This is a genomic window from Sphingorhabdus sp., from assembly GCF_023910635.1.
GTDB lineage: Bacteria > Pseudomonadota > Alphaproteobacteria > Sphingomonadales > Sphingomonadaceae > Sphingorhabdus_B.
In genome coordinates this window covers 49734-64958 of the sequence record NZ_JAAVVZ010000001.1, presented here as the reverse complement: position 1 = coordinate 64958, position 15225 = coordinate 49734, and the positions used below count along the sequence as shown (strand labels likewise).

The window sequence follows — 15225 nt, the reverse complement described above, 5'->3', positions numbered from 1 at the left end:
CCTGACCCTAGGCGAAGAGTTGTTCCGTCTCTCCCATTATTTGGAGCATTTCATGGCGAAAAAACTTTTCCCCGACGCAAAATCGGCGCTCGAAGGCGTATTGAAAAACGACATATTAATTGCAAGCGGCGGCTTTGGCCTTTGCGGACTGCCCGAACGCTTGTTGGATGCTGTGCGCGACAGCGGGGTCACTGGCTTGACCTTCGTGTCGAACAATGCCGGCATTGATAATGAAGGCATCGGCAAGCTGCTGCGAACCAAGCAAGTCAAAAAAATGATTTCGTCTTATGTGGGCGAGAATAAAGAATTTGAGCGGCAATATCTGGCGGGTGAATTGGAAGTTGAATTCTGCCCGCAAGGCACTTTGGCCGAACGCATGCGCGCTGGCGGTGCGGGCATTCCAGGATTTTACACCAAAACCGGCGTTGGCACTTTGGTTGCCGAGGGTAAGGAAGTGAAGGAGTTTGGTGGTGAGGAATATATCCTTGAACATGGGATATTCGCCGACCTTTCGATCATCAAAGCTTGGAAGGCCGATGAAAGCGGCAACCTGGTTTTCCGCAAGACGGCCCGCAATTTCAACCTGCCCGCCGCGACGTGCGGCAAGATGTGTGTGGTTGAGGTCGAAGAATTGGTGCCAGTCGGCAGCCTCGACCCCGACTGCATCCATTTGCCCGGCGTCTATGTGCAGCGCATGATTATCGGCGCGCCTTATGACAAGAAGATTGAGTTCCGCACCGTACGCGAAAGGGAGGATGCGTAATGCGGAATTACGCCCTTGGTTTTGTGGCACTGGCGCTGGCCGGATGCGCCACGCCAAATGCGACGGTTGCCGTGCCGACTTTAAGCAAAGACGCGCTCGCCACCCAGATTGGCGAAAAGTCCACACCAGCATCCCCGCCGACTGGCCAACAATGGCTGTATGGATCGGCAGAGGGCAGCATAGCTTCTGCGCAGGTCTATAAATCAATGGCGCAATATGTTCGCGCCAAGGCGCTAAACCGCGCCATCAAAACGCAAATTGTGCTGGCAGACGGTTCGACTCCAGATACCCCGCGTTTCGAAAGCTGCGGTACAAAACCGCTGGCTGCAGTCTTTGATGCCGACGAAACCTTGATCTGGAATGTCGGGGCGATGCGCTATATGGCCGAACAGGGCAAAGATTTTGACCCGGCCATTTGGAACGCATGGGAAAAAAGCGGTGCAGGCAAGGCGCTGGCGATGCCCGGTGCGATTGCGGCGCTAAAGATTATGCGCGATGCGGGCGTCACTATTATCGCCAATACCAACCGGACGACTGCCAATGCGAAAGGCACGGAAGACGCGCTGCGGATGGCGGGCCTTGGCGAATTCAAGCATCAAGAGACGCTGTATTTGATGGGCGATGACGCCAGTGGCTCAAGCAAAGATGGTCGGCGCGCGGCCATCGCATCGAAATTTTGTGTTGTTGCGCTGGGCGGCGACCAGCTTGGTGACTTTGCCCAAGCGTTCAACGTGAAAGGCCTGAGCGTTGCCGACCGGCGCAAGCTGGCAACGCATCCGGCCATTGCCGAATTATGGGGCAATGGCTGGTTTCTGTTTTCCAACCCCGTATATGGCCCGTCGATCCGCGGCGGCTATGATGAAATATACACGCCTGAAACTAAGTGGGAGCCCGTACAATGACCGACAAACCCGTTCCTATCGACCTTGTCCCTTATGCCGAACTGTTGGGTGACAGCCAGGAGTTTCTGCGCGTTTGGGCAAAGGAAGGCGGGCCAGTTACCTGCTTTATTAACCCCGTGCCCGTTGGCGGCGATCCGATGGGCTATGGCATTGCCTTGGTCGACTGCATTCGCCATGGTGCCAAGACATGGGCCCGCGCGACGGGTATATCCGAGGCCGAGGCACTATCGCGCATTTGGGAAGGGGTGGATGCCGAGCGTGCCAACCCGACCGATTTGCCAACCGAGCACCCAACCACCGATGAAGATGGATTGATTCATTGAGCTGGACCCGTGATGATATGGCCGCCCGCGCGGCAAAGGAACTGCGCGACGGATATTATGTGAACCTTGGCATCGGCATTCCGACTTTGGTCGCCAACCATATTCCTCCGGGCGTCGAAGTGACGCTACAATCGGAAAATGGCATGTTGGGTATCGGGCCGTTTCCCTTTGCTGGCGAAGAAGACGCCGACCTGATCAACGCGGGTAAGCAGACGATTAGCGAGCTTCCGCAGACCGCTTATTTCGACAGCGCGGCCAGCTTTGCCATGATCCGTGGCGGGCATATTGATCTGACCGTCTTGGGCGCGATGGAAGTGGCGGAAAATGGTGACATCGCCAATTGGATGATCCCCGGCAAGATGATCAAGGGCATGGGCGGGGCGATGGACCTAGTTGCTGGCGTCAAGAAGATCATCGTGGTGATGGAGCATAACGCCAAGGACGGATCGCCAAAATTCATTCCGGCTTGCACGTTACCGCTAACGGGCAAAAACGTCGTCGACATGATCATAACCGACCTCGCTGTGTTTCAGCGGGCGGACAAAGCATCGGCGTTCAAGCTGATTGAGGTCGCGCCCGGCGTCAGCGTTGACGATGTGCGGGCAAAGACAACGGCGTATTTTGAGGTTGCGATCTGACCAGTAACATGCGGCGGACTTTAGCAGCCTTGATTGCGGTTTTAGTGTTGGGACTGGCTGGCTTATACGCCATGCGATCCGCACCTGATCATCATCAGGTCGCGGCAGTATTGCGTAAATTTATCAAACCCCGGACGAATTTGCCGGACCAGCCGGGCGAATGGCGCGGACGAATCCATTATGCCCAACTGGATCAACAATTTGCGGCCATGGCGCAAAGATCGGAAATGGCGGGGCTTGCCATTGCTATTGTCGAAGATGGCGAACTGCGTTTTGTCCGCAGTTATGGCGTGATTGACCGGGATACGAACGTGCCGGTGACGCTGGGGACGGTTTTCCGATGGGCTTCGGTGTCCAAGACCGTCGCGGGTACCATGGCCGCGACGCTTTCGAACGAAGGGCTCCTTGACTTGGAGCGGCCAGTATCGCGTTATCATACAACGTTGCGCTTACCCGATGGTGCCGAATCGCGTTTGAGCGTCGAGCAATTGCTTTCCCAGCAAACCGGCCTCACCAAAAACGCCTATGACGAACGGTTGGAGGATGGGCAGGATCCACGCGCGCTGCGTGCCAGTCTGGCCAGCGCGCCGTTGCAGTGTCAGCCGGGTTCGTGTCACACCTATCAGAATGTCGCCTTTGACGCTGTGACCGAGATATTGGAGCAGGCAGCTAAGCGGTCTTACCCCGCTGCGGTGAGCGAGCGCTTCTTTCTGCCCTTGGGTATGAACAGCGCCAATTTCGGCATGGCTGGCCTCACCAATGCGAAAGATTGGGCGCGCCCGCATAATGGCCGCATGGTCCGTACCGTGAAAGAAACCTATTGGCGGGTCCCGGCGGCTGCAGGTGTGGAAAGCAATATCGTCGATTTTGCCCGTTGGATGCAGGCGACAATGGGAGATCGCCCCGATGTGTTGCCCGAATCGACGCTGCGGATTGCGCAATCGCCGCGCGTGAATACGGCGCCGATTTATGGTGGCGCATTGCGGCAGGCGAATTCGAAGGCGCGTTATGGTCTTGGCTGGCGCAGCTTCAAATATGACGGCCATTTATTATTGGGGCACTCCGGCGCGGTTGACGGCTATCGTGCAACCATGATTTTTGATCCAGCCACGCATGTTGGTGTTGTCGCCATGTGGAACAGCAACTGGGGCACGCCCTTTCGCATTCCATTTGCCGTGTTTGACAGTTACCATCAACGAACAGACTCGCGCTGGTTGGAACTGGACTCACAAAACCGGTAAGCGTTTGGGTTTACTTCGGAATCCGAAAGGAAGACTGACATGGGCTACACGCTGATTACCGCGAATCGCAATTATTCGAGCTGGAGCTTGCGGCCTTGGGTGCTGATGACAATGCTGGGCATCCCGTTTGAGGACCGCTTGGAGCCCTTTGCTGCGGCAAGCAATTATGATGCATTCCGGGCATTTTCACCGACTGGCCAAGTGCCCGTCCTTCTGGACGACGCATGGACGGTGTGGGATTCGCTTGGCATCACATTATATCTGGCCGACCGGCACGAAGGTGTCTGGCCGTCGGACCCGGCTGCACGGGCGTGGGCGCAATGCGCAGTTACCGAAATGCATGGCAGTTTTTCCGCCTTGCGAAACGACTGCACGATGAATGTCGGGGTTCGGGTTCAGCCCAAGCCCATGTCTGCTGCGTTGAAGCGCGACGTGGCGCGTCTGACCGAATTATGGGCGCAAGGGCTCGACAGTTTCGGCGGACCATTTCTAGCCGGGCCCCTCTTTACCGCGGTGGATGCCTTTTTCGCTCCTGTGGCGTTTCGGGTGCGCACATATGGATTGGATGTGGGGCATGCGGGCAAAGAATGGGTACACCACATGCTTGGGCTCGCCCCGATGCTGGCGTGGGAAAAAGACGCTTTGACGGAAAGCTGGCGCGAAGTCGGCCATGAGGCGGAGCTGCTCCACTGTGGCCTGATAACCGCCGATTATCGCCAGGGCTGAAGCAGGCCGGACATGAAAAAGGCCGCCTCATGGGCGGCCTTTTCTTGGGAATGAACGGGTTCTGACCTAGACCTTGTCGCCGATCATGCCCTTCATTTTGCCTTTAAGATTCTGGCCTTCGCCATGGCGTTCTTGCACAATGCCTTCGGCTTGCAGGCGTTCATTGCCCGATACCTTGCCCGCAGCTTGCTTGATGTTTCCTACGATTTCATTGCCCAGGCCTTTGGCCTTGTCATTTAGTTCGCCCATATAGCACGTCCTTTCTGTGTCATCCGGCCTCGCGTGAACTGCGGGCTGGTACGACAAGTGAACCACGCGGGTGGCCGTTGGTTCCGGCTGATGCAGCGGTTAAACGCCCGTAACTAACGCTTTGGCAAAGGCCGCACCTGCATCGGGCGCAAAGCGCAGGAACAAAGACGGCTCTATAAGCTCCAGTTCCATCAGGCGGAAAACCCCGTCCCCATCGCGCAATATATCGACACGCGCATAAGCCAGCGTTCCGGTCTTGGTAATCTCGGACGTGGCCGTAAGTGCGCGCTGGGCAAGTGTCAGCGCGTCTTCAGGCGCAGTGACGGCCTCTTCCTGACCGCCATATTGTTCCTGCACGCGAAAGTCGCCTTTGGCGGGACGCTTGAGTATGGAATGGCTGAAGACCCCTGCGAAATAGAAGAGCGAATATTCGCCCTCTTCGGCAATGTTGGGAAGATAAGGTTGGATCATCATGCGCTGGCCAGCAACCGACGCAGGCACAATATCGTCGCGTTCCAATCGGAAAGTTCCGTCTGCTCCGCCCGATATGGGTGGCTTGACGACTAAAGTTTCGACATTGAAGGTTTTCCGCGCGTCTTCAAGTGCGACCCTGTCGAGTAGGGGACTTAATATAGTGGGGACAGAAGCAATACCAGCCGCGTCTAATTCGGCCAGATAGGCCTTGTCGCTGTTCCATCTCAATATGCTGACCGGATTGCTTACCCGGATCTTTTCCGCTTCCAACCGGTCCAGCAAAGCAAACCAACGCGGGCAGTCGCGCGGATAGCCCCAGGCAAGCAAGGGCGTGACGAGGTCAAAGTCGCTAAAGTCGTCCGCCTTGGTCCAATCAATGAACGCAGCACTGTCGCCGAGCAGCCGGGTATAGTCCGCCTGTATATGCGACCAATCTTCTTCATATTCTGGCGTTGGGCTTAATATTGCGATTCGAAGACCGCTCATTCGCCTGCCATCTGCAATATCTCTTCCCATTCGGTCGCACGAACTGGCGCAACCGATAGCCGTGACTGCCGCAGCATTTCCATTTCGGCCAGGCTGGGGTTCGCTTTAATCGCTTTCAACGTCACTGGCTGCTTCAATTTGCGCGACGGTTTAACCTTCACCGCAACAAAGCGTGCCTTTTCATCGCTGGGGTCAATGAAATGCTCTTGGCTGATCGTGATGATGGCAACAATCTCAAGCCCGATATTGCTGTGGTAGAAAAAGGCTTCATCGCCGATCTTCATCGTACGTAAGTTATTCGCGGCGCTGTAATTGCGCACGCCGTCCCATGTGCCTTCGCCCTCCGCCACCAGATCGTCATAGCTGTAAACGTCCGGTTCCGACTTCATCAACCAAAATTGTTTTGCCACCTGTCACTCCTTTTCGCTGGCAAGCCTTTAAGGCAGGCAGTAATACGCTGTCCATGACAGTTATGCCCGTAATTTCACTCATCGGCGATGCCGATGCCCTTGGACAACAGCTTGGTAGCTCGTTTCAAACTTATGGTTTCGCAAATGTTGTGGATCATGGCCTTGATCCCGCGTTGGTTGCGAAGGCATGGGCGCTGACCAAGGAGCTGTTCGAACAACCTGAATCGCAAAAGCGGGCGGGTTTTGACGCCGCCATTGCTGGTCAGCGTGGGTACACGCCGTTTAAAACCGAAATTGCCAAGGGCGCGGACTTTCATGACCTGAAGGAATTTTGGCATGTCGGTCGCGACGTCGCACCGGACAGCCCGCTTGCAGGATCAATGCTGCCCAACATCTGGCCGGACGTTCCTGCGTTTAAGGAGACGTTTCAACTGCTCTTTGCAGAGATGGATAAGGTCGGCGCACGGATATTGTCTTCCATCGCCCGCTATCTTGATCTGCCCGCGAACTGGTTTGATCCGGCGATTGCGGACGGGAACTCGATTTTACGCCTCTTGCATTATCCCCCCATAGCTGGCGATGCCGAAGGCTGCATCAGGGCTGGCGCGCATGAGGACATCAACCTCATCACGCTGCTGCTGGGGGCAGAGGAGGCAGGTCTGCAGATTCTGCGCCCCGATGGTAGCTGGATGGACGTCTCGCCGCCCCAGGGGGGCTTGGCGGTCAATGTGGGCGATATGTTGCAGCGGTTGACCAACCATATGCTGCCATCGACCACGCATCGTGTGGTGAACCCGACAGGCGCGCGGTCGCGGTTTAGTCGCTACTCCATGCCCTTCTTCTTACATTTGCGTTCGGACTTTCCAATTGCGACTTTGCCGCAATGTGTGAGCGCGGAAAACCCAAATCGCTACCCGAAGCCGATTCTTGCGGATGACTATCTACGGGAACGGTTGATAGAGATCGGTTTGCTGAAGGCATAAATATTGGGGTGATGGCGCGACTCTTGTCTCACATATTGGGTTAAGCGAGACTCGGCCGCACCAAATAGCCCAAAAACAGCCATTATTGGCCGAGTGCGGAACCTTTCACCGGCACGTTCATTATGCCATGCTAGGAATTCCCTGGCCGCCTGATTGTCTAAAAACCCCAGAAAACCGTGGATTTACGACAGACGTGCATTTTTTTTGTAATAAAATTGCAAATGGCGGTTGACCGAATCCTGAAGTCGCTTTAGAGGCCCTCTCACCGGACGGGAAGCAAGCGTTTCCGCGGTTCGGTCGCCAACAAACGGGTCACCTACTCCTCTGGTAGCAATATCAGGGAACCATAGGTGTCCGCTTTTTTGTCGGTGGTAACCGGGTCAAACCGGTTCGGCTCTTTGACATTGTGATATTTAGATGAAGGGACATGTGGGCGACGGCGCCAGGTCCGGGGGTTTTTAGGCCCCGGGTGCTTGGTTATAAATTAGTCGTTCAGCACATATGTCCTATACACCATGTATAGTAATTTGTGCAGGAACAACGCCTGAAAGTTCGAGCCTGGTTGGTTTGCGGATTTATCCGTGCCAGTCTGGTTTTTGAATCAAACTTGAGAGTTTGATCCTGGCTCAGAACGAACGCTGGCGGCATGCTTAACACATGCAAGTCGAACGAGACCTTCGGGTCTAGTGGCGCACGGGTGCGTAACGCGTGGGAATCTGCCCTTAGGTACGGAATAACTCAGAGAAATTTGTGCTAATACCGTATGATGTCGAAAGACCAAAGATTTATCGCCTAAGGATGAGCCCGCGTAAGATTAGCTTGTTGGTGAGGTAAAAGCTCACCAAGGCGACGATCTTTAGCTGGTCTGAGAGGATGATCAGCCACACTGGGACTGAGACACGGCCCAGACTCCTACGGGAGGCAGCAGTGGGGAATATTGGACAATGGGCGAAAGCCTGATCCAGCAATGCCGCGTGAGTGATGAAGGCCTTAGGGTTGTAAAGCTCTTTTACCAGGGATGATAATGACAGTACCTGGAGAATAAGCTCCGGCTAACTCCGTGCCAGCAGCCGCGGTAATACGGAGGGAGCTAGCGTTGTTCGGAATTACTGGGCGTAAAGAGTACGTAGGCGGTGATTCAAGTCAGAGGTGAAAGCCTGGAGCTCAACTCCAGAACTGCCTTTGAAACTAGATCGCTAGAATTATGGAGAGGTTAGTGGAATTCCGAGTGTAGAGGTGAAATTCGTAGATATTCGGAAGAACACCAGTGGCGAAGGCGACTAACTGGACATATATTGACGCTGAGGTACGAAAGCGTGGGGAGCAAACAGGATTAGATACCCTGGTAGTCCACGCCGTAAACGATGATAACTAGCTGTTCGGGCTCTACGAGCCTGAGTGGCGCAGCTAACGCATTAAGTTATCCGCCTGGGGAGTACGGTCGCAAGATTAAAACTCAAAGGAATTGACGGGGGCCTGCACAAGCGGTGGAGCATGTGGTTTAATTCGAAGCAACGCGCAGAACCTTACCAGCGTTTGACATCCTAATCGCGGTTTTCAGAGATGATTACCTTCAGTTCGGCTGGATTAGTGACAGGTGCTGCATGGCTGTCGTCAGCTCGTGTCGTGAGATGTTGGGTTAAGTCCCGCAACGAGCGCAACCCTCGTCCTTAGTTGCCATCATTCAGTTGGGCACTCTAAGGAAACTGCCGGTGATAAGCCGGAGGAAGGTGGGGATGACGTCAAGTCCTCATGGCCCTTACACGCTGGGCTACACACGTGCTACAATGGCGGTGACAGTGGGCAGCAACCGGGCGACCGGTAGCTAATCTCCAAAAACCGTCTCAGTTCGGATTGTTCTCTGCAACTCGAGAGCATGAAGGCGGAATCGCTAGTAATCGCGGATCAGCATGCCGCGGTGAATACGTTCCCAGGCCTTGTACACACCGCCCGTCACACCATGGGATTTGGATTCACCCGAAGGCAGTGCGCTAACCGCAAGGAGGCAGCTGACCACGGTGGGTTTAGAGACTGGGGTGAAGTCGTAACAAGGTAGCCGTAGGGGAACCTGCGGCTGGATCACCTCCTTTCTAAGGATTTCGGCGGAAAGCGCTGGGGCTAGTCTCCAGAAGAGCTTCCTCCATTCCAAAGAACACTGCCGTCGTCCTCATGTCCCTTCATCCTGGAAACACGCTCTTCACTAGCGATAGTGATAAGTGTGAAGCCTGAGCTGGCCTTTATGCCGCCTGCGGCCCTTATGGGTTAGCCGAGGCTGGTGGGGGCCGGTAGCTCAGGTGGTTAGAGCGCACGCCTGATAAGCGTGAGGTCGCAAGTTCAACTCTTGCTCGGCCCACCAATCTTGAAGCGCTTTGCGCAAATGGTGCGGGGCTTTAGCTCAGTTGGTAGAGCACCTGCTTTGCAAGCAGGGGGTCAACGGTTCGAACCCGTTAAGCTCCACCATTTTTTGAATTTCCAGAGATGAAGACAAAATTTTCCGTTATCGAAAGGTAACGGATGGCGGATTTGCCGCCGTTCTTTGACATTGTGAATGGGTTTTTTAATCGATGCCGTGGCGGCATGTTGCACAGCCACATCTTCGGATGTGGATGGATGACGTGCTGTTACAAATCAAAATAGATTATCTGGCTGAGATAATAATTATCCGCAACGCACGTGATGATATGTTCGACTTTAGGGTCGTGCAGCATTGTCATTGGTGGTGTGGACTCTCAAGCGTGAGGTAAGAGCATTTGGTGAATGCCTTGGCATATACAGGCGATGAAGGACGTGGCACGCTGCGATAAGCGTGGGGGAGCCGTGAGCAGGCTTTGATCCCACGATTTCCGAATGGGGAAACCCATCCTCACTATTTAATTTTAGCACTGAGTAATCAGTGTTGGAGTTAAATAGGAAGGATATCACTTAGCTGAATAAAATAGGCTTAGTGAAGCGAACCCGGAGAACTGAAACATCTCAGTACCCGGAGGAAAAGACATCAACCGAGATTCCGTTAGTAGTGGCGAGCGAACGCGGACCAGGCCAGTGCCTGGTGTTTAATTAGCAAAAGCTTCTGGAAAGTAGCGCCATAGTGGGTGACAGCCCCGTATGCGAAAATGAAACATCAGGACTTGAGTAGGGCGGGACACGTGTAATCCTGTCTGAATATAGGGGGACCACCCTCTAAGCCTAAATACTCGTATATGACCGATAGCGAACTAGTACCGTGAGGGAAAGGTGAAAAGCACCCCGATGAGGGGAGTGAAACAGTACCTGAAACCGAATGCTTACAATCAGTTGGAGCCTCTTTATGGGGTGACAGCGTACCTCTTGTATAATGGGTCTGTGACTTAATGTATCATGCAAGCTTAAGCCGTTAGGTGTAGGCGTAGCGAAAGCGAGTCTGAATAGGGCGACTGAGTATGATGCATTAGACCCGAAACCCGGCGATCTATGCATGACCAGGTTGAAGGTGCGGTAACACGCACTGGAGGACCGAACCGTTCAATGTTGAAAAATTGTCGGATGAGTTGTGCTTAGGGGTGAAAGGCCAATCAAGCCGGGAAATAGCTGGTTCTCCGCGAAAACTATTGAGGTAGTGCCTCGGATGTTTTCCGATGGGGGTAGAGCACTGGATGGATGCGGGGGTCGCGAGATCTACCAATTCTAACCAAACTCCGAATACCATCGAGTTAGTCCGGGAGACAGACGGCGGGTGCTAAGGTCCGTCGTCAAAAGGGAAACAGCCCTAACCTACAGCTAAGGTCCCCAAATCATATCTAAGTGGTGAAGCATGTGGGATTTCCAAAACAACCAGGAGGTTGGCTTAGAAGCAGCCATCCTTTAAAGAAAGCGTAACAGCTCACTGGTCTAAATAAGAGATCCTGCGGCGAAAATGTAACGGGGCTAAAGATATGTACCGAAGCTTAGGGTGTGCAATTTATTGCATGCGGTAGCGGAGCGTTCCGTAGGCCGATGAAGCGATCTGGTAATGGGTCGTGGAGGTATCGGAAGTGCGAATGCAGACATGAGTAGCGATAGGAGGGTGAGACACCCTCCCGCCGAAAGACCAAGGGTTCCTGCTTAAAGCTAATCTGAGCAGGGTAAGCCGGCCCCTAAGACGAGCCCGAAGGGGGTAGTCGATGGGAACCACGTTAATATTCGTGGGCCTGGTGGTGTGTGACGGATCTCGTGAGTTGTCAGTCCTTATTGGATTGGACTGGCTTCGAAGAGGTTCCAGGAAATAGCCCCACCGTATAGACCGTACCCGAAACCGACACAGGTGGTCAGGTAGAGTATACCAAGGCGTTTGAGAGAAGTATCCTGAAGGAACTCGGCAAATTGCCTCCGTACCTTCGGAAGAAGGAGGCCCTCACATTGCGCAAGCAGTATGAGGGGGCACAGGCCAGGGGGTAGCGACTGTTTAGCAAAAACACAGGACTCTGCTAAGTCGGCTTCAAGACGACGTATAGGGTCTGACGCCTGCCCGGTGCTGGAAGGTTAAGAGGAGGAGTGCAAGCTCTGAATTGAAGCCCCAGTAAACGGCGGCCGTAACTATAACGGTCCTAAGGTAGCGAAATTCCTTGTCGGGTAAGTTCCGACCTGCACGAATGGCGTAACGACTTCCCCACTGTCTCCAGGATATGCTCAGCGAAATTGAATTCTCCGTGAAGATGCGGAGTACCCGCGGTTAGACGGAAAGACCCCGTGCACCTTTACTGCAGCTTCAGAGTGGCATTAGGAAAGAACTGTGTAGAATAGGTGGGAGGCTTTGAAACTTGGGCGCCAGTCCGAGTGGAGCCGAAATGTGAAATACCACCCTGTTGTTTTCTGATGTCTAACCTCGCACCGTTATCCGGTGCAGGGACCCTCTGTGGCGGGTAGTTTGACTGGGGCGGTCGCCTCCTAAAGAGTAACGGAGGCGCGCGATGGTAGGCTCAGGACGGTTGGAAACCGTCTGTTAGAGTGCAATGGCATAAGCCTGCCTGACTGCGAGACTGACGAGTCGAGCAGAGACGAAAGTCGGTCATAGTGATCCGGTGGTCCCTCGTGGAAGGGCCATCGCTCAACGGATAAAAGGTACGCCGGGGATAACAGGCTGATGATTCCCAAGAGCTCATATCGACGGAATCGTTTGGCACCTCGATGTCGGCTCATCACATCCTGGGGCTGGAGCAGGTCCCAAGGGTTTGGCTGTTCGCCAATTAAAGTGGTACGTGAGCTGGGTTCAGAACGTCGCGAGACAGTTTGGTCCCTATCTGCCGTGGGCGTCGAAATTTGAGAGGAGTTGACCCTAGTACGAGAGGACCGGGTTGAACATACCTCTGGTGTACCTGTCGTGGCGCCAGCCGCGCAGCAGGGTAGCTATGTATGGACGGGATAACCGCTGAAAGCATCTAAGCGGGAAGCCTCCCTCGAGATTAGATTTCATCGAGTCGTAGTAGACCACTACGTTGATAGGTTGGGTGTGGAAGCGCAGTAATGCGTGAAGCTAACCAATCCTAATTACTCTTTTCGCGCTTGAAGTCCCACCATCAATGACAATGCTGATCTTTCAGCACCGTCGATGGCGGATGATTAAAGTCATACCAGATAAAATATTCCCTGCACGGGCATCGATTATAACCCAATTACACTTATGTGTGGCGGCGCTATCGCAAGATAGCGTCCCATATTATGAGCGCCTGCTTCATTGCTTGGTGACCATAGCGTTTGTGACCCACCCGATCCCATCCCGAACTCGGCCGTGAAACCAAACTGCGCCGATGGTACTACCGCTTAAGCGTTGGAAGAGTAGGGCGTCGCCAGGCATTGCAGCCGGCGCTCATGATAATAAGTGTTGGAAAACCCATTCATAATTCAAAAGGCGGACCGCTGTCGTTCATTCGACGGATGTCCGCCTTTTTTCGTTTTAGGCGATCTTTAAATGGATCGTTCAGTTGGTGGCGCGGGATGGAGCAGCCCGGTAGCTCGTCAGGCTCATAACCTGAAGGTCGTAGGTTCAAATCCTACTCCCGCAACCAACAATTCCTAAGAAAAACAATGACATAACAAAAAGCCTCGGTCCCCGGATCGGGGCTTTTGTTCGTTCTGGCGCTAACACAAAGTTAACACAAATTGACGGCCAGGAAAAAACCTGATAGCCCAAGGTCATTATCGGCGGCGTTTAGGAGACGGCCCGTGGAATCGCACCAGATTTTGAACGGCAAGGTTCAGCTTTACAGGCGCGGTGACAGCCGGATTTGGCAGTGTTCCGCATCGGTCGGGGGCAAACAGCGGCGCGCCACAACAAAGCGCGAAAGTCTCTCACTGGCGACCGAGTTTGCCGAGGACTGGTATCTCGAACTTCGCGGCAAGGACAAAAGCGGCACCCTGTTGTCGGAACGGAGCTTCGCTCAGGCTGCGGCCCAATTTTTGCGCGAATACGAAATTATCACCGAGGGCGAGCGCAGCCAGAAGTGGACAGACGGACACGAGATCAGGCTTCGTGTTCACCTGCTTCCGTTCTTTGGCGAGCTGGGGGTGTCGAAGGTAACCGCTGGCAAGGTGCAGGACTACCGAATACACAGGATGACATCGCGGCTCGAAGCCAATCCGCATTCGCGTAGCAATCGCCCGCTGATCGATAAGGCTCCAGCACGAAGCACGTTGCATAACGAAATCGTGACGCTGCGGCAGGTTCTGAAAACCGCCATCCGACAAGGTTGGCTCGATCATCTTCCCGATCTGTCGGCACCTTACCGCACGCAAGGCAAGATCGTGCATCGGCCCTGGTTCAGTCCGGCTGAGTATAAGCAGCTTTATGAAGCAACACGCGCTTATGCGCGTGAGCCCTTTCATGCCGGTCACAAGTGGAACGCCGAACAGGTGCATGACTATGTGCTGTTCTTAGCCAACACTGGTCTGCGGCCCGATGAGGCCAGGAACCTTCAACACCGAGATGTTGAGATCATCGAGGATGAAGCGACCGGCGAAACGATTTTGGAGATCGAAGTTCGAGGCAAGCGTGGCGTCGGCTATTGCAAGTCGATGCCCAGCGCAGTCCGGCCCTATCAGCGGTTGCTTGGCCGCGCCAAGCCTGTTCAGGCCGAAAGCCGCAGGGAGAAGCAGCGCCGTCGTAGGGAAGGCTTGCCGACCTATGCCTCCGAGCCGCCACCGCTCGAATATCCCCAACCTACGGATTCTGTTTTTCCCGGCAATCACGTCAAACTGTTCAATGGCATATTGGAACGCGCAAAGCTCAAGCGCGATCGCGAGGAGAAGCCACGCACGGCCTATAGCCTTCGCCATACCTACATTTGTATGAGGTTGATGGAGGGTGCCGACATCTACCAGATCGCCAAAAATTGCCGCACCAGCGTTGAAATGATTGAGAAATTCTACGCCGCGCATATCAAGAGCACCCTTGATGCTGCGTCGATCAATGTCCGTCGTCCCAAGTCTGTGGCGAAGAAGCCGTTGCCGGCGGGTTCCGCGTTCGACATAGAGGATGAAGATTGAATTTGATTTTTGCATGATCGCGTTAAGCCACTGAACATTGGCTGCGATCCTGCCTAAGCGGTGCAATTTTGACCACAGGGTCACAGGCTCCGCTGGCCGCGAAATGACAGCGAAGGACTGTCATGTTGGCCACCGGAATCCCGAAGGGGGTTCGGCCATCGCCTATATCGAACTGTCGAGCCTTCCATATGAGACCTTCATAGGAAGGCCCAGCTCAACTTTTTGAGGTTTAAGAGGCACGCAAAACCCCGCCATCGCCCAATCGATCACAATCACGCTACATTATGATCGATAGAATGCCATTCTATCGATCATACGCCGGAATAGGACAGCTTCCGACACGACTGATTTCGCCTTTCACGCGCATCGTCAACATTGGCCAGATTTGCATGATGAAGATTGATGCAGAAAAACGCGGTTGACATTTCCGCGGCCCAACCCCATTTATAGAGCGTGAATGACCATACTGCATATTTACGCGAGTCGCTAGGTGACGTCGCACTCATCGCGGCGGGATACCCGCTTCGCGGTGC

The 15225-nt window shown here is 54.2% G+C and carries 11 protein-coding genes, 3 tRNA genes and 3 rRNA genes; 14 read left to right on the top strand and 3 right to left on the bottom strand.

The window, feature by feature from the left end; translation table 11 throughout:
* Positions 1–52: 52 nt before the first annotated feature.
* The 6 genes from HEQ34_RS00275 (at position 53) to HEQ34_RS00250 (ending at position 4593) form a co-directional block, all read left to right on the top strand.
* Positions 53–763, top strand: a complete 711-nt coding sequence (locus HEQ34_RS00275) for a CoA transferase subunit A (RefSeq protein ID WP_296195859.1) — start codon at positions 53–55, stop codon at positions 761–763.
* Positions 763–1665, top strand: coding sequence for an HAD family acid phosphatase (locus HEQ34_RS00270; protein ID WP_296195856.1), 903 nt, complete (start codon positions 763–765; stop codon positions 1663–1665). Before HEQ34_RS00275 ends, HEQ34_RS00270 begins: the two co-directional genes overlap by 1 nt.
* A complete protein-coding gene (locus HEQ34_RS00265) occupies positions 1662–1988 on the top strand; it encodes a DUF5076 domain-containing protein (RefSeq protein WP_296195854.1) in 327 nt (108 codons plus the stop codon). Before HEQ34_RS00270 ends, HEQ34_RS00265 begins: the two co-directional genes overlap by 4 nt.
* Positions 1985–2626, top strand: a complete 642-nt coding sequence (locus HEQ34_RS00260) for a CoA transferase subunit B (RefSeq protein ID WP_296195852.1) — start codon at positions 1985–1987, stop codon at positions 2624–2626. The genes HEQ34_RS00265 and HEQ34_RS00260 overlap by 4 nt, the downstream gene beginning before the upstream one ends.
* Positions 2627–2697: 71 nt before the next feature.
* On the top strand, positions 2698–3867 hold the full coding sequence (locus HEQ34_RS00255; protein WP_296195849.1) for a serine hydrolase: 1170 nt from the start codon (positions 2698–2700) through the stop codon (positions 3865–3867).
* Positions 3868–3906: 39 nt separating this feature from the next.
* Positions 3907–4593 carry a glutathione S-transferase family protein gene (locus HEQ34_RS00250; RefSeq protein ID WP_296195845.1) on the top strand — a complete coding sequence of 229 codons (687 nt, stop codon included), beginning with the start codon at positions 3907–3909 and terminating at the stop codon, positions 4591–4593.
* A gap of 66 nt (positions 4594–4659) precedes the next feature.
* Here HEQ34_RS00250 and HEQ34_RS00245 read toward each other — a convergent pair whose 3' ends face one another.
* The 3 genes from HEQ34_RS00245 to HEQ34_RS00235 form a co-directional block, all read right to left on the bottom strand.
* Entirely contained in the window at positions 4660–4842 is a 183-nt protein-coding gene (locus tag HEQ34_RS00245) for a CsbD family protein (RefSeq protein WP_296195843.1), read from the bottom strand.
* A 99-nt stretch (positions 4843–4941) separates the two neighbouring features.
* Positions 4942–5802 carry a hypothetical protein gene (locus HEQ34_RS00240; protein WP_296195840.1) on the bottom strand — a complete coding sequence of 287 codons (861 nt, stop codon included), beginning with the start codon at positions 5800–5802 and terminating at the stop codon, positions 4942–4944.
* A complete protein-coding gene (locus HEQ34_RS00235; RefSeq protein WP_296195838.1) occupies positions 5799–6212 on the bottom strand; it encodes an EVE domain-containing protein in 414 nt (137 codons plus the stop codon). Before HEQ34_RS00235 ends, HEQ34_RS00240 begins: the two co-directional genes overlap by 4 nt.
* Positions 6213–6259: 47 nt before the next feature.
* Between HEQ34_RS00235 and HEQ34_RS00230 the strand changes: the two genes are divergently transcribed.
* From HEQ34_RS00230 to HEQ34_RS00195, 8 genes are all read left to right on the top strand, one after another.
* Positions 6260–7195, top strand: coding sequence for a 2-oxoglutarate and iron-dependent oxygenase domain-containing protein (locus HEQ34_RS00230; RefSeq protein ID WP_296195916.1), 936 nt, complete (start codon positions 6260–6262; stop codon positions 7193–7195).
* Between the two features lie 603 nt (positions 7196–7798).
* Positions 7799–9285 (top strand): 16S ribosomal RNA (locus HEQ34_RS00225).
* A gap of 189 nt (positions 9286–9474) precedes the next feature.
* Positions 9475–9551, top strand: a tRNA-Ile gene (locus HEQ34_RS00220).
* A 28-nt stretch (positions 9552–9579) separates the two neighbouring features.
* Positions 9580–9655: transfer RNA gene (locus tag HEQ34_RS00215), tRNA-Ala, on the top strand.
* Positions 9656–9925: 270 nt separating this feature from the next.
* Positions 9926–12717 (top strand): 23S ribosomal RNA (locus tag HEQ34_RS00210).
* Between the two features lie 170 nt (positions 12718–12887).
* Positions 12888–13002 (top strand): 5S ribosomal RNA (rrf, locus tag HEQ34_RS00205).
* Together the 16S, 23S and 5S rRNA genes with 3 tRNA genes alongside form the textbook arrangement of a ribosomal RNA operon.
* 136 nt (positions 13003–13138) lie before the next feature.
* Positions 13139–13215 (top strand) — tRNA-Met (locus HEQ34_RS00200).
* 157 nt (positions 13216–13372) lie between these two features.
* On the top strand, positions 13373–14692 hold the full coding sequence (locus tag HEQ34_RS00195; RefSeq protein WP_296195836.1) for a site-specific integrase: 1320 nt from the start codon (positions 13373–13375) through the stop codon (positions 14690–14692).
* Positions 14693–15225: the final 533 nt, after the last annotated feature.